General features: G+C 73.0%; 19 protein-coding genes. 13 read left to right on the plus strand and 6 right to left on the minus strand.

The genetic code is table 11. The annotated features are described in order from the left end of the window. The first annotated feature begins 4 nt into the window (after positions 1-4). Positions 5-1003 carry a carbohydrate ABC transporter permease gene (locus ACZ3IG_RS34915; protein WP_467437189.1) on the plus strand — a complete coding sequence of 333 codons (999 nt, stop codon included), beginning with the start codon at positions 5-7 and terminating at the stop codon, positions 1001-1003. 62 nt (positions 1004-1065) lie between these two features. Continuing rightward, complete coding sequence (locus ACZ3IG_RS34920; protein WP_467437240.1) at positions 1066-1830, plus strand: carbohydrate ABC transporter permease; 765 nt, start codon at positions 1066-1068, stop codon at positions 1828-1830. Positions 1831-1838: 8 nt separating this feature from the next. Here ACZ3IG_RS34920 and ACZ3IG_RS34925 read toward each other — a convergent pair whose 3' ends face one another. Continuing rightward, positions 1839-2045: a DUF5999 family protein gene (locus ACZ3IG_RS34925; protein WP_467437190.1), complete on the minus strand. Its 207-nt coding sequence runs from the start codon at positions 2043-2045 to the stop codon at positions 1839-1841. 336 nt (positions 2046-2381) lie between these two features. Beyond that, positions 2382-2966, minus strand: a complete 585-nt coding sequence (locus ACZ3IG_RS34930; protein WP_467437191.1) for a hypothetical protein — start codon at positions 2964-2966, stop codon at positions 2382-2384. A gap of 560 nt (positions 2967-3526) precedes the next feature. Between ACZ3IG_RS34930 and ACZ3IG_RS34935 the strand changes: the two genes are divergently transcribed. Together ACZ3IG_RS34935 and ACZ3IG_RS34940 are read left to right on the plus strand one after the other, a co-directional pair. Continuing rightward, positions 3527-5026 (plus strand): glutamate-cysteine ligase family protein, encoded by a 1500-nt coding sequence (locus tag ACZ3IG_RS34935; RefSeq protein WP_467437193.1) that lies wholly within the window; start codon positions 3527-3529, stop codon positions 5024-5026. A gap of 176 nt (positions 5027-5202) precedes the next feature. After that, positions 5203-6000, plus strand: a complete 798-nt coding sequence (locus ACZ3IG_RS34940; protein WP_467437194.1) for a CPBP family intramembrane glutamic endopeptidase — start codon at positions 5203-5205, stop codon at positions 5998-6000. Between the two features lie 28 nt (positions 6001-6028). On the opposite strand, the gene ACZ3IG_RS34945 is transcribed toward ACZ3IG_RS34940, so the two are convergent. Next, complete coding sequence (locus tag ACZ3IG_RS34945; RefSeq protein WP_467437195.1) at positions 6029-6841, minus strand: PhzF family phenazine biosynthesis protein; 813 nt, start codon at positions 6839-6841, stop codon at positions 6029-6031. A gap of 175 nt (positions 6842-7016) precedes the next feature. Here ACZ3IG_RS34945 and ACZ3IG_RS34950 point away from each other — a divergent pair, with 175 nt between their 5' ends. The 4 genes from ACZ3IG_RS34950 (at position 7017) to ACZ3IG_RS34965 (ending at position 10916) form a co-directional block, all read left to right on the plus strand. After that, positions 7017-7649: a PadR family transcriptional regulator gene (locus tag ACZ3IG_RS34950; protein WP_467437197.1), complete on the plus strand. Its 633-nt coding sequence runs from the start codon at positions 7017-7019 to the stop codon at positions 7647-7649. Positions 7650-7850: 201 nt separating this feature from the next. Continuing rightward, on the plus strand, positions 7851-8396 hold the full coding sequence (locus ACZ3IG_RS34955) for a Clp protease N-terminal domain-containing protein (protein ID WP_467437198.1): 546 nt from the start codon (positions 7851-7853) through the stop codon (positions 8394-8396). A 279-nt stretch (positions 8397-8675) separates the two neighbouring features. After that, positions 8676-9683 carry an EamA family transporter gene (locus ACZ3IG_RS34960; RefSeq protein WP_467437199.1) on the plus strand — a complete coding sequence of 336 codons (1008 nt, stop codon included), beginning with the start codon at positions 8676-8678 and terminating at the stop codon, positions 9681-9683. Positions 9684-9890: 207 nt separating this feature from the next. Further along, on the plus strand, positions 9891-10916 hold the full coding sequence (locus tag ACZ3IG_RS34965; protein ID WP_467437201.1) for a DMT family transporter: 1026 nt from the start codon (positions 9891-9893) through the stop codon (positions 10914-10916). A gap of 60 nt (positions 10917-10976) precedes the next feature. Here the strand turns inward: ACZ3IG_RS34965 and ACZ3IG_RS34970 are convergent, their stop codons facing one another. Then, positions 10977-11717 (minus strand): pyridoxamine 5'-phosphate oxidase family protein, encoded by a 741-nt coding sequence (locus tag ACZ3IG_RS34970; protein ID WP_467437202.1) that lies wholly within the window; start codon positions 11715-11717, stop codon positions 10977-10979. Positions 11718-11752: 35 nt separating this feature from the next. Between ACZ3IG_RS34970 and ACZ3IG_RS34975 the strand changes: the two genes are divergently transcribed. Continuing rightward, on the plus strand, positions 11753-13084 hold the full coding sequence (locus ACZ3IG_RS34975) for an aminotransferase class I/II-fold pyridoxal phosphate-dependent enzyme (RefSeq protein WP_467437203.1): 1332 nt from the start codon (positions 11753-11755) through the stop codon (positions 13082-13084). A gap of 53 nt (positions 13085-13137) precedes the next feature. On the opposite strand, the gene ACZ3IG_RS34980 is transcribed toward ACZ3IG_RS34975, so the two are convergent. Beyond that, positions 13138-13605 carry a pyridoxamine 5'-phosphate oxidase family protein gene (locus ACZ3IG_RS34980; protein WP_467437205.1) on the minus strand — a complete coding sequence of 156 codons (468 nt, stop codon included), beginning with the start codon at positions 13603-13605 and terminating at the stop codon, positions 13138-13140. A 44-nt stretch (positions 13606-13649) separates the two neighbouring features. Next, positions 13650-14147 (minus strand): Rieske (2Fe-2S) protein, encoded by a 498-nt coding sequence (locus ACZ3IG_RS34985; protein ID WP_467437206.1) that lies wholly within the window; start codon positions 14145-14147, stop codon positions 13650-13652. A 183-nt stretch (positions 14148-14330) separates the two neighbouring features. Between ACZ3IG_RS34985 and ACZ3IG_RS34990 the strand changes: the two genes are divergently transcribed. The 4 genes from ACZ3IG_RS34990 to ACZ3IG_RS35005 all read left to right on the plus strand — a co-directional run bounded on the left by ACZ3IG_RS34990 (position 14331) and on the right by ACZ3IG_RS35005 (position 17248). Continuing rightward, positions 14331-15095 (plus strand): HipA family kinase, encoded by a 765-nt coding sequence (locus tag ACZ3IG_RS34990; RefSeq protein WP_467437208.1) that lies wholly within the window; start codon positions 14331-14333, stop codon positions 15093-15095. After that, positions 15092-15541: a DUF3037 domain-containing protein gene (locus ACZ3IG_RS34995; protein ID WP_467437209.1), complete on the plus strand. Its 450-nt coding sequence runs from the start codon at positions 15092-15094 to the stop codon at positions 15539-15541. The genes ACZ3IG_RS34990 and ACZ3IG_RS34995 overlap by 4 nt, the downstream gene beginning before the upstream one ends. A gap of 171 nt (positions 15542-15712) precedes the next feature. Next, positions 15713-16474, plus strand: a complete 762-nt coding sequence (gene fabG, locus ACZ3IG_RS35000; RefSeq protein ID WP_215168830.1) for a 3-oxoacyl-ACP reductase FabG — start codon at positions 15713-15715, stop codon at positions 16472-16474. Between the two features lie 21 nt (positions 16475-16495). Continuing rightward, complete coding sequence (locus tag ACZ3IG_RS35005; RefSeq protein ID WP_403544610.1) at positions 16496-17248, plus strand: SDR family oxidoreductase; 753 nt, start codon at positions 16496-16498, stop codon at positions 17246-17248. Positions 17249-17435: the final 187 nt, after the last annotated feature.

The following is a 17435-nucleotide window of genomic DNA, read 5'->3' on the forward strand; positions in this document are numbered from 1 at the left end:
ACCGATGACCTCCACGATCCTGCCGGACAAGCGGACCGGCCCCGGTGCCGACCTGCCGCCCTCGCCGCCCGCCGCGGCCCGGGCGCGGACCCGGCGCCGTATCACGCACTGGCTCACCGCGGTCGGCTTCCAACTGCCCGCCCTGGTGCTGTTCCTGGTCCTCGTCGTGCTGCCGATCCTGTTCGCGCTGTACGCCGCCTTCTTCAGGTGGGGCGGCTTCGGCATGCCCTCGGACTACATCGGCACCGACAACTTCACCCGCCTCTTCGACGACCCGGTCTTCCTCGGCGACCTGTGGCGCTGCCTGGTCCTGGTGGTCCTCTCCCTGGCGCTGCAACTGCCGTTCGCGCTGGCCATGGCGGTCCTGCTGAACCAGCGGATGCGCGGCCGGGCGGTGTACCGGATGCTGTTCTTCGCGCCGTACGTGCTGTCCGAGGCCATCACCGGTGTGCTGTTCGGCATGATCTTCGCGCCGGACGACGGCCTCGCCGACCGGGTGCTGGGCGGCGTCGGCCTGGACGGTGTCGGCGGGGAGTGGTTCGCCGACCCGTCGACGGTGATGGCGACCCTCTTCCTCGTCATGACGTGGAAGTACTTCGGCTTCCACATGATGCTCTACCTGGCCGGTCTGCAGTCCATCCCGAAGGAGTTGACGGAGGCCGCGCTCATCGACGGGGCGGGCGCCTGGCAGCGCTTCCGCAACGTCACCCTGCCGCTGCTGGCGCCCACTCTGCGCATCAGCGTGTTCCTGTCCGTCATCGGTGCCATCCAGCTGTTCGACCTGGTGTGGGTGGTCACCCAGGGCGGACCCGACCACCACTCCGAGACCATGGCCGTGACCCTGTTCCAGTTCGGGTTCAAGCGCTACCAGGTCGGCTACGCCAGCGCGATCAGCGTGGTCATGTTCGGCATCAGCCTCGTCTTCGCCCTCGCCTACCAGCGGTTCGTGCTCCGGCGCGACCTCCAGGGGGCCACCACGACCATGAGGGGAGACGGCAAGTGAGCGCCAAGTCCCGGGGGCGGACCCTGCCCCTGCACCTCGTCCTGACCCTCGTCGGCGCCGTCATGGCCGTACCGCTGCTGTACGCCGTGCTGTCCGGGTTCAAGTCCTCGGACCAGCTCTCCGACAACCCGGTGGGGCTGCCGAGCCCGTGGGAGGTCTCCAACTACACGGACATCCTCGGCTCAGGCTCCTTCTGGCGGCTGGTCGGCAACAGCACGCTGATCGCGGTGGCGACCACCGTCCTCGTGGTCGCGGTCTCCGCGCTCGCCGCGTTCTCCTTCGCCCGGTTCGCCTTCCGCGGCCGGGAGGCGCTGTTCACGCTGTTCACGATGGGGCTGATGTTCCCCTTCGCGGTGGCGGCGCTGCCGCTGTTCCTGCTGCTGCGCTCGATGGGCCTGCTGGACAACCCGCTCGGTGTCATCCTGCCGCAGGCCGCCTTCGGGCTGCCGATGACCATCATCATCCTGCGCGGCTTCTTCCGGGAGATCCCCGGGGAGCTGGAGGAGGCGGCCACCCTGGACGGCTGCGGGCCGTTCGGATTCTTCTGGCGGGTGCTGCTGCCGATGGCCCGGCCGGCGCTGGGGACGGTGTCCGTGCTGGCCGTGGTCACCAGCTGGAACAACTTCTTCCTGCCGCTGCTGGTCTTCACCGACTCCACCTGGTGGACCATTCCGATCGGTGTCCAGCAGTTCCAGGGCCAGTACTCCGCGGACACCGCCCGGGTCTTCGCCTACCTGGTGCTGGCGATGGTGCCCGCCCTCGCCTTCTACTCGGTGGCCGAGCGGCAGCTCGTCGGCGGGCTCACGGCCGGGGCCACGAAGGGGTGAGGAGGCGGTCAGGCGGCCGTCATCACCTGGCCGGCGCCGAGCGGGCGGTGCGGGGCGATGATCTGGCCGTCCGGCAGGAGTTCGCCGGTGTCCTCGAAGAAGAGGACGCCGTTGCACAGCAGGCTCCAGCCCTGCTCCGGGTGGTGCGCCACGAGACGGGCGGATTCCCGGTCGGCGGAGTCGGCTGACGGACACGGTGGCTGGTGCTGGCACATGGCGGGGTTCTTTCGCTCCGGAGTGATGGGTGGGTGTGCTGTCGTCTCTGTTCCGCGGTGTGATACGTGGTTCATGGCCTCCCCCGTCGCACAAGTCGGTCCGGACCCAGTGTTGCCCCACGGGCGTCGATCCGCAGGTATTTCGCGGCACCGTCTCTCACAGGTTGAGGACGCGTCACCCGCCCGGACGGTTCAGTCCAACTCCGGTCTCCGCGCGGTGGGTTCGCCGGGCCGGGACGGGCTGCTCCCGTTGGGCGCCGGGTCTCGCGAGCGCGGGTGACCCCGCCGCCCTGTACTCGGGCGGCGGGGTCACGTGGCGTTCGGTTCCGGTGGGGATCAGGCGGGGGAGCGGAGCAGGGGCGTCGGCGTGGCCCGGTGGGTCAGGACCGGGAGCAGGTCCGCGACCCGGTGCGGCCGGTGCGCCGCGATGCCGGGCGGTGCCGGTGCCAGCGGCACCAGCAGGTCGGCGGCGTCCGGGTGGCCGACGGCGGCGTCGGCCGTGTGGTCGCCGTGCAGCCACAGGGTGAGCATGTACAGGCCGGGCACCGACAGCAGCCGCGGCTGGAACGGCTGGGCCACCGGCTCGGCCTGGCGCAGCGCGCGTTCGGTCGCGGTGACGTAGGGGCCCTCGAAGAAGTGCGAGAAGGCCCAGCCGTCCGGGGTCAGCATGGTGTCCGCCGCGGCCACCACGCCCTCCCCGCTGCGGATGAGGAAGCGCCACCCGGCGAGCCGGACGGCCGGCACGCCCTCGGCGGTGACGTGGTCCAGGACGTGCACGGGCAGCGGCAGCTCGGGGGTGACCGGGCCGCGGGCACCGAGCAGGGACGGGGTGCGGGCCTCGCGGACCGCGGTGGGCGAGGAGAGCGCGGTGAGGACGGTGCGCAGGGCGGGCGCGGGAGCCGGGGGGACATGCAGCGGCATGGTGGGTCGCCTCTCAATCGAAGGCACGGTGGCGCGAGGGCGGGGCAGGGCGGCGTGGGGGCCGGGCGGACGACGCTGTCAGCTCGCAGGGGCAGAGAGACGAGGCCGGGTCCGAACGCCGGCGAGCGGGGGTGAGGGCTGCTGTACGTCGCCTCGGCGATCTCGACCGTAGGCGCCAGCTCTCTGCCGTGTCCGCAGAGTTTATACGACAGGTGTTCAGGGTGTGTTTCGGCTAGCGCTTTCCGGCAAGACGAACAAGAGCGCATCCGGTCGGCGATATGCGGAGGTTACCCTGATTTCGAACGGCCTGAACGCCGATGACCTCGGAGAATATCCGGGAAGTGGTCGGCCAATTGTCGTCGGGCTTTTCCACGAGTTCCCGCAGTCCGAAACCGTGTGTACGGCATGCCCGGTGAATGTGCCTCCGGTCACATCGCGCCAGCGTAGCGGCTCGCGGGTCCGCGCGGGGACGTTATCGATCGCATCGGCTGGGCATCATCAATCCTGACCGGCACCCACCGGCGGCCGGACCCGGCCGCTGATCCGAGGAGGACGCTTCCATGGGGGAGAAGGTCGCGGCAGGCCAGGTGGACCTGTCCGATCGCCAGCACTACCGCGACAAGCTCCGCCGCTGTCTGACGGGTTTGGAGCGACTCCTGGCGGAGAAGCGGTTCGACCGTCCGAAGAACCTGATGGGGCTGGAGATCGAACTGAATCTCGTCGGTGCCGACGGGATGCCTAAAATGTTGAACGGGCAGGTTCTGGAACGCATCGCGAGCCGGGACTTCCAAACAGAACTCGCCATGTTCAACCTGGAGGTCAACATAGCTCCACACCGGTTGGAGGGCCGGGTATTCGACCGGCTCGCCGAGGAAATCAGCACCTCCTTGGCATATGCCGACCGAAAGGCCGGAGAGCTGGACGCGGGAATCGCGATGATCGGCATTCTGCCGACCCTGGACCGGGACGACCTGGTCTCCTCCAACCTCTCCGACGTGGACCGCTACGCCCTGCTCAACGACCAGATCGTGGCCGCCCGCGGCGAGGACTTCCACCTGGAGATCGACGGCGTCGAACGCCTCAGCTGCACCTCGAAGTCCATCGCCCCCGAGGCCGCCTGCACGTCGGTGCAACTGCACCTCCAGGTGACGCCGGAACGTTTCGCCGGCGTGTGGAACGCCGCGCAGGCCGTCACCGCCGCGCAGATCGCCGTCGGGGCCAACGCGCCCTTCCTGTTCGGCCGCGAGCTGTGGCGGGAGTCCCGCCCGCCGCTGTTCCAGCAGTCCACCGACACCCGCCCGCCCGAGCTCCAGGCGCAGGGCGTGCGTCCACGCACCTGGTTCGGGGAGCGGTGGGTGACCTCGGCGTACGACCTGTTCGAGGAGAACCTGCGCTACTACCCGGCCCTGCTGCCGATCTGCGACGACGAGGACCCCCTCGACGTCCTCGACGCGGGCGGCGTGCCGTCCCTCGCCGAGCTGGTGCTGCACAACGGCACCGTCTACCGCTGGAACCGCCCCGTCTACGGCGTCGCCGACGGCCTCCCGCACCTGCGGGTGGAGAACCGGGTCCTGCCCGCGGGCCCCACCGTCACCGACGTCATCGCCAACGCGGCGTTCTACTACGGTGTCGTCCGCGCCCTCGCCGACGAGCCGCGGCCGGTGTGGACGCGGCTGCCGTTCGAGGCCGCCGCCGCCAACTTCGACGCCGCCTGCCGGTACGGCATCGAGGCGCGCTTCCAGTGGCCCAGGCGCGGTCGGCTGGGGGGTGTCGGCGAGGTCGACGCGGCCGCCCTGGTCCGGGACGAGCTGCTGCCGCTGGCCGAGGCGGGACTGGACGCGTGGGGCGTCGAGCCCGCCGACCGCGACTTCTACCTGGGCGTGATCGACGAGCGGTGCCGGCGCCGGGTCAACGGCGCCGCCTGGCAGGCGGCCACCTTCCACCGGGCGCTGGAGGCGGGGATGTCCCGCGAGGCCGCGCTGGCCGCGACCACCCGGCGCTACGTCGAGCTGACGCACAAGGGGGACCCGGTCCACCTGTGGCCGATCGGGCGGCCGTAGGGGCGACCTCGGCGGGGACGGCCCGGGTCGTTCCGGCCTGCGCCCGCCGAGGTCTGCCTCATGCTGGTGGCGCCCGTGCCCGCCGGTGTCCGCCTCATGCTGGTCGGGCCCGCCCCCGCCGGTGTCCGCCTCATACTGATCGGGCAAGCTTGACGTCCCGGTTGAGGCAGGTGTGCATGGCGGAGGCGGGCCCGGTGGTCGATTCCATCCCTCAGGAGCGGCTCTCGCGACGGAGTCTGCGGGACGAGACGCTGCTCGTCCTGGCTCTCTCGCTGGGCGCGAGCGGGGTCTCCGCCCTGATCAGCTTCATCGGTTCGGTCACCCGGCCGGGCGGCCTGAAGGACCAGGCGGCCACCCTCAACGCCTCCGCCGCGCCCGGCCGCCCCTGGCTGGACCTCGCCTGGCAGCTGTTCGGCATCGCCACCGCGCTGGTGCCGGTCGCCCTCGTCGCCCACCTGCTGCTGCGGGAGGGGCGGAGCCTGCGCGCCCTGGGCTTCGACCGCACCAGGCCGGGCCCCGACCTGCTGCGCGGTGCCGTGATCGCGGCCGTCATCGGCAGCAGCGGCATCGCCTTCTACCTGGCCGCCCGGGGCCTCGGCTTCAACCTCACCGTGGTGCCCGAGGCACTGCCCGAGGTGTGGTGGAAGTACCCGGTGCTGATCCTCTCCGCCCTCCAGAACTCGATCCTCGAAGAGGTCGTCGTCGTCGGCTATCTGCTGCGCAGGCTCGACCAACTGGGCTGGACGCCCCGGGCGTCGCTGGTCGGCAGTTCGGTGCTGCGCGGCTCGTACCACCTGTACCAGGGCGTCGGCGGCTTCATCGGCAACATGGTGATGGGCGTGGTGTTCGTCTGCCTGTACCGGCGCTGGGGCCGGGTGGGGCCCCTGGTGGTGGCGCACTCGCTGCTCGACATCGGGGCCTTCGTGGGCTACGCGCTGCTGGCCGGGAAGGTGAGCTGGCTGCCGACGGCGTGACGGCCGGGCAGCCGGCCCCGCTCGGGTGTCACCAGGCGAGCAGGTCGCCCTCGATCACCGTCACCGCGCGCCCGCTCAGCAGGGTGCGGTCGCCGCGCGGTTCCACGTGGACCAGGCCGGAGCGCGGTGACGCCTGGAGTCCGGTGAGGGCGGGGCGGCCCAGGCGCTCGCACCAGTAGGGGGCCAGCGCGGTGTGCGCGCTGCCGGTGACCGGGTCCTCGTCGATGCCGACGTTGGGGAAGAAGCAGCGGGAGACGAAGTCGTAGCCGCGCGCGGGGTCCTCGGCGCGGGCGGTCGCGATGACGCCGCGCTCGGAATGGGCCGCCAGCGCCCTGTGGTCCGGTGTCAGCTCGCGGACCGTCTGCTCGTCGGCGAGTTCGACCAGCAGGTCACCGACGTTCGGACCGGTGTCGAGGACCGCGCGGGGCTCGGCGCCGAGGGCCTCGGCCAGACCCGCCGGAACCTCGGCCGGGGTCAGCGGCGCGGTCGGGAAGTCCAGGGTGACCGAGCCGTCCGCGCCGGGCGTGGCGACCAGGACGCCGCTGCGGGTGGCGAACCGGACGGGCCCTTGATGGGCGCCGGTGGTGTGCAGGACGTGGGCGGTGGCGAGCGTGGCGTGGCCGCACAGGGCGACCTCGGTGGCCGGAGTGAACCAGCGCAGCGCCCAGTCGGCCGCGCCGCCCTCGGGCAGCGGGTGGGCGAAGGCCGTCTCGGCGTGGTTCACCTCCAGGGCGATCTTCTGGAGCAGGTCGTCGTCCCGGAAGGCGTCGAGGAGCAGGACTCCGGCGGGGTTGCCCGCGAAGGGCCGGTCGGTGAAGGCGTCGACGATTCGGATGCGCATGTCCCGACGCTACGGGAGCGCGAAAAGCGCAGGCCAAGGCCAATGCGCGACCGGTGGACCGGGTTTCGGGCCGCTGCCCGGCCGGCCAGGTGCTCGGTGAGGGGTTGCCGCATCCAGTCTTCCGATATATCGTTGAGGCATCGCGACAGATCAACGATGGAATGGAGTGGTGGCGATGCGTACCCACGGATACGAGCGTGGACACGGTGGACGGGGCGAGGGCGGTCCCTTCGGGCACGGCGGCTTCGACGGGCGCCGCGCGGCCTTCGGCCCCTTCGGGCCGGGCGGTCACGGCGGCCCCGGACCCTTCGGACCGGGCTTCGGTCCCGGGCCCTGGGGTGGCCGAGGGCGGGGCGGTCCCCGGGGCAGGGCGCGGCGCGGCGACGTACGCGCGTCGATCCTGGCCCTGCTCAAGGACCGGCCGATGCACGGCTACGAGATGATCCAGGAGATCGCCGAGCGCAGCGGCGGGGCGTGGAAGCCCAGCCCCGGCTCGGTGTACCCCACCCTCCAGCTGCTGGAGGACGAGGGGCTGATCGCCAGCGAGAGCGAGGGCGGCAAGAAGCTGTTCGCCCTCACGGAGTCCGGCCGCGCCGCCGCCGAGGAAGGGCCCGAGGCCCCCTGGGAAGAGGCGTCGCGCGGGGTCGACTGGGAGGCGCTGAACGACATCCGGCAGGCCGGCTTCGGCCTCATGGAGGCGTTCGGCCAGGTCTGGAAGACCGGCAGCAAGGAACAGCGGGAGAAGGCGCTCGACGTCATCAACGAGTCCCGCAAGAAGCTGTACCGGATCCTCGCCGACGAGGACTGACAGCGAGGATGTGCGGCGCCCCGCGGACGACTCCGCGGGGCGCTCTCGTTCGGGGCAAGAGGACGCGCCGGTCGGGGAGCGAACGGCTTGATCTCATCCGTGAGGAGGAGATCACGGCCCTCGGCGTCCACTTTGCGTGGGACGTCGAAATGCTCCCCGCCGAGGATGACCCGGTGCCAGGGGGACTGATGGGGTGGAGTGGTGCAACCCCGTATCCCCCGGCCGTCGGCCGGTGAGCAAGACGTCCGGCGGCCCGACCACACCGGCCACGATGACCGGCTCGGCCCCGGACTGGTATCGGTGGTCTCCGGCGCGCGCCGCAGGGCGGTACGGGACGGGGACCGGCAGATCGACACGGCGCATCTGCTCCACTCGCTCCTGGAGTACGACCTCGAGGTGGGCGCCGTGCTGGGCGACGGGCCGCAGCTGGCCCGGCTGCTCGGCTATCTGGTGCAGCGCAGCATCGGCTACGGCCTGCGCTGGCAGGGCACCGTCGAGGACTCCGGAGCCGTGCCCGTCGTCAAGGAGGCCGCGGGCTTCTCGCCCGCGGCCGCCGCCGCGGTCGACCGGGCCTGTGAGCGCGCGGTACGGCGCGGCGCCGCCCGGGCCGGTGGGGTGGACCTGCTCGCCGCCCTCGTCGCGGACCCGGGCACGCGGGCCGTCGAGGTGCTCGGCCGGGCCGGCGTCGACCCTCAGGCCTTGCTCGCCCGCGCCGAGGGTCACGCGGAGCCGGGGCACAGGCGCTGAGTCCGCCCCAGTCCCTCTTCGGCTCCGGATACCGTCCCGCGGTTCTCCGTGGTCCGTGCTTCGGCTCCGGATGCCGTCCCGCGGTTCTCCGTGGTCCGTGCTTCGGCTCCGGATGCCGTCCCGCGGTTCTCCGTGGTCCGTGCTTCGGCTCCGGATGCCGTCCTCCGGCTCTCCGTGGTCCGTGCTTCGGCTCCGTGGTCCGTCCTTCGGTGCGGTCGGCGTCCGGTCCGCGAGACAGGTGTCATCGGGGGTGACGGTCATGTCCTGCCCTGTCATCATGTGCCGGTGCACACGACTGACAGCGCCCGGGGCGGCCGGGGCGGCAAGGGCGTCGGGCTCGGCGTCGCGCTCGTCTCCGCCCTCGCCTTCGGCGGATCCGGTGTCGCGGCCAAGCCGCTGATCGAGGCGGGCCTCGACCCGCTCCACGTGGTGTGGCTGCGGGTGACCGGCGCGGCCCTGGTGATGCTGCCGCTCGCCGTGCGACACCGCGCGCTGCTGCGCCGCCGTCCCGGTCTGCTCGCCGGCTTCGGTCTGCTCGCCGTGGCCGGTGTCCAGGCCTGCTACTTCGCCGCGATCTCCCGCATCCCCGTCGGCGTGGCCCTGCTGGTCGAGTACCTGGCGCCCGCCCTGGTGCTCGGCTGGGTGCGGTTCGTGCAGCGGCGGCCGGTGACCCGGGCCGCCGCGCTCGGTGTGGTCCTCGCCGTCGGCGGCCTCGCCTGTGTCGTGGAGGTCTGGGCGGGGCTGGGGTTCGACGCCCTCGGTCTGCTGCTCGCGCTGGGCGCCGCCTGCTGCCAGGTCGGTTACTTCGTCCTGTCCGACCAGGGCAGCGACGCGGGCGACGACACGCCCGACCCGCTCGGGGTGATCGCCTACGGCCTGCTGACCGGCGCGGCCGTGCTCACCGTCGTGGCCCGGCCCTGGGGCATGGACTGGCAGGTGCTCGCGCACACCGTGCCGGTCGACGGCACACCGGTCGCCGCCGCGCTGCTGCTGGCCTGGATCGTGCTGATCGCCACGGTGCTCGCCTACGTCTCCGGCATCGTCGCCGTACGTCGGCTGTCGCCGCAGGTCGCGGGCGTCGTGGCCTGCCTGGAGGCGGTCATCGCGACCGTCCTGGCCTGGGTGCTGCTCGGTGAGCGCCTCTCCGCCCCGCAGATCGCCGGCGGCGCGGTGGTCCTGGTGGGCGCCTTCATCGCCCAGGCGTCGGCACCCGCCACGGGATCGGCGGAGCCGGTGGCGGCGGGCGGCCCGGGACGGGAGTTGTCCCGCCGGGGACCGGTCGCCTAATCTGCCGATCATGCATTCGGACGCCCTCGTTCTTCCGCCTCCGGCCGCCTGAGGCGGGTCCACCGGTGAGCAGCCCGGCGCGTAGCCGCCGGGCGCGGCGGTGCTGCCCGCGGACGAGGTCCGTAGGGCCCTGACGGTTCGTTCCCGCCGTTCCAGAGGCCCTTGCCGAACTTCCGCGCTCATCGCGCGACTGCGGAGTGAATCATCGTGTCGAATGCACAGTCAGGCCTGCCCGTCGGGCGCGGCCTCCTCTTCCTGATCGTCGCCGGCGTCGCCTGGGGCACCGCGGGCGCCGCCGCCTCGCTGGTCTACCGGGTCAGCGACCTGGGTCCCGTCGCCCTGTCCTTCTGGCGCTGCGCGGCCGGCCTCGCGCTGCTGCTCGCCGCCCGGCTGCCGCGCCGCCTGGCACGGGCGGCCCGCCATCGGCGACGGCCGGCCGGCCGCCGGGCAGGGTCCGTCGGCCCTCGGCCACGGTGCGCCGGCCGCCCGGCACGGCCCGCCGTGCCCGAGTCGCTGGGCCGCAAGGTGCTGCGGACCGCCGCCACCGGCGTCGGCCTCGCCGTCTTCCAGACCGCCTACTTCGCCGCCGTGCGGTCCACCGGACTGGCCGTGGCGACCGTCGTCACCCTCGGCGCCGGTCCGGTGCTGATCGCGCTGGGCGCCCGGCTCGCCCTCGGGGAGCGCCTGGGCCGGGGCGGCGTCGGCGCGGTCGCCGGGGCGCTGGCCGGGCTCGCGGTGCTCGTCCTGGGCGGGGGCGCCGCGACCGTACGCCCCTGGGGTGTGGTCCTGGCGCTGCTGTCCGCGGCCGGGTACTCGGTGATGACCCTGCTGACCCGCTGGTGGGGCCGGGAGGGCGGGGCGGACGCCGCGGCCACGTCGGCCGGCGCGTTCGCCGTCACCAGCCTGTGCCTGCTGCCGTTCGCCCTGGCCGAGGGGCTGGTGCCGCAGACCGCGGAGCCGGGGCGGCTGCTGTGGCTGCTGGCCTACGTCGCGGCCGTGCCCACCGCCCTCGCCTACGGCCTGTACTTCGCGGGGGCGGCCGTGGTCCGGTCCGCCACCGTGTCCGTGATCATGCTCCTGGAGCCGGTCGCCGCGGCGGTGCTGGCCGTCACCCTGCTCGGTGAGCACCTCACGCCGGCCACCTCGGCCGGCACGCTGCTGCTGCTCGGGTCGGTCACCGGCCTCGCGGTCGCGGAGGCGCGTCAGGCGCGGGGGCGGCCGGCGCTCGTCTGACCGGGACAGGGGCCCTTCCCACGGGGAGGGCCCCTGGGAGGGAGGCCCCGGCGGACGCTGTCACGGCGCGCAGAGGTAGTCCGGCAGCGCGGTGCCGGGGGCCAGACCGGGGTCGGCGACCGGGGCGTCGTAGCCCTTGCGCAGGGGGAGGAGTCCGGCCCAGTGGGGGAGGGCGAGGTCCTCGGGCTCGTCGTTCACGCCGCCGGAGCGGGCCTTGGCGGAGACCTCGCGCAGGTCGAGGCGGAGGACGGCGGTGGCCGCCAGTTCCTTCCGGTTCGCGGGCCGGGAGTCACGGGAGCGACCCGCCACGACATGGTCGACCAGGGCGTCGAGGGCGGTGCGCTTCTCCTCGGGGTCCGTGACGTCGTACGCGGTGCCGTGCACCACCACCGACCGGTAGTTGACCGAGTGGTGGAAGGCGGAGCGGGCCAGCACCAGCGCGTCCACGTGCGTGACCGTGAGGCACACCGGCAGCCCCGGGTCCGCCTGCCCGGCCATGCGCAGTGGGCGCGAGCCCGTCGAGCCGTGCACGTAGAGCCGCTCACCGACCCGGCCGTACAGCGTCGGCAGCACCACCGGGGCGCCGTCCCGGACGAAGCCGAGGTGGCAGACGTACCCCTCGTCGAGGATCGAGTGCACCACGTCCCGGTCGTACGAGGCGCGGCCCGGGGAGCGGGTGGGGACGGTGCGGTCGGTCGCGGGGTAGGCGGTGGTGGGCTGTGACGTGAGGCCTGTGGTCTCTGTGGTGGTCGTGGGCCCTGTGGTCTCTGTGGGCCCTGTGGTCCCCGTGGTCTCCTGCATGGCGGTCTCCATTGCACTAGTGCATAATGGGCTTTGTGCTAGGAGACTATCCGATCAGTGGGCGGCGCGCAGCCGACATTTCCGCGAGCGTCGAGCGCGCGGTGGGCGCGGGGAAACTGGAGCCGGGACAACCGCTGCCTCCGATGCGGGAGTTGGCCGAGCGGCTCGGGGTGAACCCGAACACCGTGGCCGCCGCGTACCGCACCCTGCGCGAGCGCGGGGTGATCGAGACGGCCGGGCGCCGGGGCAGCCGGGTGCGGGCGAAACCGGCCACCACGGGGCGCGAGTTCCTCCGAGTGGAGGTACCCGAGGGCGTCCGTGACGTGTCCGACGGCAACCCGGACCCGGCGCTGCTGCCCGCGCTCGCCCCGGTGTTCGCCGCCGCGGCCGAGCGCAACGACCGGGAACCCGTGCTGTACGGGCACGAGCCGGCCGAACCGGAGCTGGTCCGCCTGGCGCGGGCCGAACTGGACGCCGACGGCGTCCCCGGCGGCCCGGTGGCCGTGACGTCCGGCTCGCTGGACGCCATGGAACGGGTGCTGGCCGCACACCTGAAACCCGGGGACGCCGTCGCCGTCGAGGACCCGGGCTGGGGCAGCCTCCTCGACCTCGTCCCGGCGCTCGGGCTGCGCACGGTGCCGGTCGGCGTCGACGACGAGGGGCCGCTGCCCGCCGACGTGCGCCGCGCGCTGACGTCCGGCGCCCGCGCCCTGGTCGTCACGGACCGGGCGCAGAACCCGACCGGCGCCGCGCTGAGCGCTCCACGCGCGCGTGCCCTGCGCTCCGTGCTCCGCGAGCACCCGCAGACCCTGCTGATCGAGGACGACCACGGCCACCGGATCGTCGACCTGCCGCTGTGCCCGCTCGCCGGTACGACGCGCCGCTGGGCCTTCGTCCGCTCGGCCGCCAAGGCGTACGGACCCGACCTCAGGCTCGCCGTCCTCACCGGCGACGCGGTCACGCTCGACCGGGTGCGCGGGCGCCAGCGGCTCGGCCCCGGCTGGGTCAGCCGGATCACCCAGCGCGCCGTGGCCCGGCTGTGGGCCGACGGCGCGGTGGACCCGGCGGAGGTGGCCGCGGCCTACGGGCGGCGTCGGGAGGCGCTGCTCGACGCGCTCGCCCGGCGGGGCGTCCCGGCGCACGGCCGCAGCGGTATGAACGTGTGGATCCCGGTGCCGGACGAGACCGGCGTCGTCGCCCGGCTGCTGGGCGCCGGGTGGGCGGTCGCGCCGGGGGCGCGGTTCCGGATGAGCGCGCCCCCGGGGGTGCGGGTCACGGTCTCGACGCTGGCGGAGGGGGAGGCGGTGGTGCTGGCCGACGCGGTGGCCGGGGCGCTCGGCCCCGGCCCGGCGCGGAGTTATGTGTAGCGCGGGTGCGTGGTGACTGGGCGCGCGGCTCCCCGCGCTCTCGCGGGCGCGGTCTACGGTGGTGTCAGTTTGCGGAAGTCCCAGGAGACCGTCTGCCGCGGGGTGAGGCGGAGCCAGGCGTGGCGGCCGTCGTGGGGCAACTCGTCGACACCGAAGTACTTGCGGGCGAACAGCGTCTCCGGCAGATCCAGTTCGGCGCACAGCTCACCCGTGCGGGGCACCTCGCCCACGGACTCGACGCCGCCCGACAACTCCACGCCGCGCAGTTCGTCGTACTCCTCCCCGGTGTCGATCACGACCGCCACCCGCGGGTCGCGGCGCAGATCGGCCCAGCGCCTGCTGCGCACCACCGAGTACAGCCACAGTGAGCCGCCGTCCCAGACGAACCACAGGGTGCTCACGTGCGGGGCGCCGTCGGCCGACACCGTGGCGACCCGGCAGGTGCGCTGGGTGGTCAGGAACGCGTCCAGCTCACCGGGCGTCATCATGATCCGGCGGCCCCGGCGCTGTGTCACGGTCATGCGGCTCCCTCTCGTCCCGGGTGGTGCTGTGCCGGCCGTCCTGGTCACACCAGTGAGATCGACTCCCCGTCGACGGCGATCTCCACGGCGGGCAGCGGCTCGCGCGCGGGGCCGCTTTGCACACTGCCGTCCGTGATGGAGAAGTTGCTGTTGTGGCAGGGGCAGTTGATGACGCCGTCGGCGACATCCTTCACGGCGCATCCCTGGTGCGTACAGGTCGCCGAGAACGCCTTGAACTCACCGGCCGAGGGCTGCGTCACGACCACCTTCTGCTCGGCGAAGACCACGCCGCCGCCCTCGGGGATGTCGGAAGCCGTGGCGAGGGCCTGTGCGGTGGCACCCTCGGCGGGGGAGGACGCAGGGCCGGTCGCGTCCGGTGCGCCGCCGGAATCCGAGCCGGTGCCGGAGCCTGTGCTGGAGCCGGAGCCCGTGTCGGAGTCGGAGCAGGCGGACAGCGCGACGGCGAGTCCGGCCGCTCCGGCCGCCGCCACGACGGTGCGCCGGGCCGGTCCTGCCGAGGGGTGAAGCGAAGCGCGGGTCATACTGACGTTCCCTTCCGGGGGACGACGGTGGGTGATCTGCCGTGGGGTACGGCCGTGGGGCACGTGCTGTTCAGACCGTGCCGAGATGCTGGCGCCCGCGCGGTAGGACCGGCGTGAGCCACAGCTGTCGTCGAGCTGTCGGGCGGCCCCGGTGGCCGGTCGTGCCGCCGGTAGCCTGGGGCGATGCTCAAGGAAGTCATCGCGACCCGTTACATCACGCCGCTGCGTGAGGGCGGTTCGCTGCCGGGACTCGTCGAGGCCGACGACTTCGGGACGTACGTCCTGAAGTTCCGCTCGGCCGGCCAGGGCCGCAAGACGCTCGTCGCCGAGGTCGTCTGCGGGGAACTGGCCCGCCGGCTGGGCCTGCGGGTGCCCCGCCTGGTGACCGTCGGCCTCGACCCGGTGCTGGGGCTCGGCGAACCCGACCCGCAGGTGCAGGAGCTGCTCAGGTCCAGCGGCGGCACCAACCTCGGCATGGAGTTCCTCTCCGGCGCCCTCGGCTTCGACCCGCTCGCCTTCGCGGTGAGCCCCGAGGAGGCCGGGCGGATCGTCTGGTTCGACGCGCTGGTCAACAACGTCGACCGCTCCTGGCGCAACCCCAACCTGCTGCGCCACCGGGGCGACCTCTGGCTCATCGACCACGGCGCCACGATGATCTGGCACCACAACTGGCCCGGCGCCGAAGCCTCCGCCGCCCGCCCCTACGACGCCGCGGACCACGCCCTGGCCTCCTTCGCGCCGGATGTCCGCGCAGCCGCCGCGCAGCTCGCGCCCCGCGTCACCGAGGACCTCCTCGCCGAGGTCACCGCCGAGATCCCCGACGCCTGGCTGGACGGCGAACCCGGCTTCGACGCGCCGGACGAGCTGCGGCGGGCCTACGCGCGGCCCCTGCTCGCACGGGCCGCCACCGTCCACGAGCGGATCACCGGGATCGAGGGGGAGAAGTGAGCGAGCGTCACATCCACATGGCCGGCAGCGTCGTCGAACGGCACATCATCCGGGGCGGTGAGACCAACGAGCGGGACGTCTACGAGTACGTCCTCCTGCGCGTCGTCCCCCGCGTCGAGCGCGGCGAACGCGTCAATGCCGGGGTGCTGCTGTACTGCCGCGCCAAGGCGTTCGTCGCCGCGCGCACCCACCTGGACGAGGCCCGGCTGCTCGCCCTCGATCCCCGGGCGGACGTCGAAGGGGTGCGCGCCGCCCTGCGCGCCGTGGAGGCCGTGTGCGCCGGCGGCACCTCGGCCGGACAGGCCGCCGGCGACGACCCCGGCCGCCGCTTCCGCTGGCTGATCGCCCCCCGCTCCACCGTCGTCCAGCCCGGTCCGGTCCACACGGGCCTCACGGCGGACCCGGCGGCGGAGATCGAACGGCTGCTTGAGCTGCTGGTGCGCTGAGCGGCCGGTGGGCCGGGGCGCACGGGGGTGATGGATCACACCGGCACGGTGTCCCGTTGACACCGCGTGCCAGGGCTTCTAGCGTCACGTCTGCCGAAGGTACTAAGCGGTCGCTCACCCGCACGAGGGCGCGGCCGCCGCAGCCGCATCCCCAGGACGAGGAGAAGCAGCATGTCCACCACTGAGCAGCGGGTCGCCGTAGTCACCGGTGCCGCGCGCGGCATCGGTGCCGCCACCGCCGTACGCCTGGCCGCCGAAGGCCACGCCGTCGCCGTGATCGACCTCGACGAGGCCGCCTGCAAGGACACCGTGGAGAAGATCACCGCGGCCGGCGGCAAGGCCCTCGCGGTCGGCTGCGACGTCTCCGACGAGGCCCGGGTCGAGGCGGCCGTCACCCGGATCGCCGAGGAGCTGGGCGCGCCGGTGATCCTCGTCAACAACGCGGGCGTGCTGCGCGACAACCTGCTGTTCAAGATGAGCGTCTCCGACTGGGACACCGTCATGAACGTGCATCTGCGCGGCGCCTTCCTGATGTCCCGCGCCTGCCAGAAGTACATGGTGGACGCCAAGTTCGGCCGCATCGTCAACCTGTCCTCCTCCTCCGCCCTCGGCAACCGCGGCCAGGTCAACTACTCCGCCGCCAAGGCCGGTATGCAGGGCTTCACCAAGACCCTCGCCAAGGAACTGGGCAAGTTCGGCGTCACCGCCAACGCCGTCGCCCCCGGCTTCATCGCCACCGACATGACCGCCGCGACCGCCGAGCGCGTCGGCATGGGCTTCGAGGACTTCAAGGCAGCCGCCGCCACTCAGATCCCGGTGCAGCGCGTCGGCGAGCCCGACGACATCGCCAACGCCGTCGCCTTCTTCACCGGCGAGGCGGCCGGCTTCGTCTCCGGCCAGGTGCTGTACGTGGCCGGCGGACCGCTCGACTAGGGAAGCTGGGGACAGACGGACATGACTGAACTCTCGGGCAAGGTCGCGCTGGTCACCGGTGCCAGCCGCGGCATCGGCTACGGCGTCGCCGAGGCCCTGGTCGCGCGCGGCGACCGGGTCTGCATCACCGGACGCAACGAGGACGCCCTGAAGGAGGCGGTCGAGAAGCTCGGCGCGGACCGGGTCATCGGCGTCGCGGGCAAGGCGCACGACGAGGCCCACCAGGCCGTCGCCGTCGAGCGGGTGATGGAGGCCTTCGGCCGGGTCGACTACCTGGTCAACAATGCCGGGACCAACCCGGTGTTCGGGCCGATCGCCGACCTCGACCTGAACGTCGCGCGCAAGGTCTACGAGACCAACGTGATCTCCGCGCTCGGCTTCGCCCAGAAGACCTGGCACGCCTGGCAGAAGGAGAACGGCGGCGCGATCGTCAACATCGCCTCCGTGGCGGGCATCGCGCCCTCGCCCTTCATCGCCGCGTACGGGGTCAGCAAGGCCGCGCTGATCAACCTGACCGGTCAGCTCGCGCACGAGTTCGCGCCCAAGGTGCGGGTCAACGCGATCGCCCCGGCCGTGGTGAAGACCAAGTTCGCCGCCGCGCTGTACGAGGGCCGCGAGGAGGAGGCCGCAGCGGGCTACCCGCTGGGCCGCCTCGGCGTGCCCTCCGACGTCGGCGGCGCCGCCGCGTTCCTCACCTCGGAGCAGTCCGCCTGGGTCACCGGGCAGACGCTGGTGCTCGACGGCGGCATCTTCCTCAACGCGGGCGTGAGCTGAGCGCCGGCGGGGGCGTTCTCCGGTAGCGGACGGCGCCCTCGCCGCGCGGACGCCTGCCTCTTCCGCGCGGGACACCTGCTTCTCCGTGCCGGAACACCTGCCCTCTCCGTGCCGGAGCATCTGCCTTCTCCGCGCCGGGACGGCCGGTTCCCCGCGCGGGACGGCCGATTCCTCGCGCGGAATGATC

This window comes from Streptomyces sp. NPDC016677 (genome assembly GCF_055562815.1).

What these genes read in the sequence shown, in the direction of transcription:
- ACZ3IG_RS34915 (WP_467437189.1), top strand. Translation starts at nt 5, where the DNA reads ATGACCTCCACGATCCTGCCGGACAAGCGGACCGGCCCCGGTGCCGAC.
- ACZ3IG_RS34920 (WP_467437240.1), top strand. Translation starts at nt 1,066, where the DNA reads ATGGCCGTACCGCTGCTGTACGCCGTGCTGTCCGGGTTCAAGTCCTCG.
- ACZ3IG_RS34925 (WP_467437190.1), bottom strand. Translation starts at nt 2,045, where the DNA reads ATGTGCCAGCACCAGCCACCGTGTCCGTCAGCCGACTCCGCCGACCGG.
- ACZ3IG_RS34930 (WP_467437191.1), bottom strand. Translation starts at nt 2,966, where the DNA reads ATGCCGCTGCATGTCCCCCCGGCTCCCGCGCCCGCCCTGCGCACCGTC.
- ACZ3IG_RS34935 (WP_467437193.1), top strand. Translation starts at nt 3,527, where the DNA reads ATGGGGGAGAAGGTCGCGGCAGGCCAGGTGGACCTGTCCGATCGCCAG.
- ACZ3IG_RS34940 (WP_467437194.1), top strand. Translation starts at nt 5,203, where the DNA reads ATGGCGGAGGCGGGCCCGGTGGTCGATTCCATCCCTCAGGAGCGGCTC.
- ACZ3IG_RS34945 (WP_467437195.1), bottom strand. Translation starts at nt 6,841, where the DNA reads ATGCGCATCCGAATCGTCGACGCCTTCACCGACCGGCCCTTCGCGGGC.
- ACZ3IG_RS34950 (WP_467437197.1), top strand. Translation starts at nt 7,017, where the DNA reads ATGCGTACCCACGGATACGAGCGTGGACACGGTGGACGGGGCGAGGGC.
- ACZ3IG_RS34970 (WP_467437202.1), bottom strand. Translation starts at nt 11,717, where the DNA reads ATGCAGGAGACCACGGGGACCACAGGGCCCACAGAGACCACAGGGCCC.
- ACZ3IG_RS34980 (WP_467437205.1), bottom strand. Translation starts at nt 13,605, where the DNA reads ATGACCGTGACACAGCGCCGGGGCCGCCGGATCATGATGACGCCCGGT.
- ACZ3IG_RS34985 (WP_467437206.1), bottom strand. Translation starts at nt 14,147, where the DNA reads ATGACCCGCGCTTCGCTTCACCCCTCGGCAGGACCGGCCCGGCGCACC.
- ACZ3IG_RS34990 (WP_467437208.1), top strand. Translation starts at nt 14,331, where the DNA reads ATGCTCAAGGAAGTCATCGCGACCCGTTACATCACGCCGCTGCGTGAG.
- fabG (WP_215168830.1), top strand. Translation starts at nt 15,713, where the DNA reads ATGTCCACCACTGAGCAGCGGGTCGCCGTAGTCACCGGTGCCGCGCGC.
- ACZ3IG_RS35005 (WP_403544610.1), top strand. Translation starts at nt 16,496, where the DNA reads ATGACTGAACTCTCGGGCAAGGTCGCGCTGGTCACCGGTGCCAGCCGC.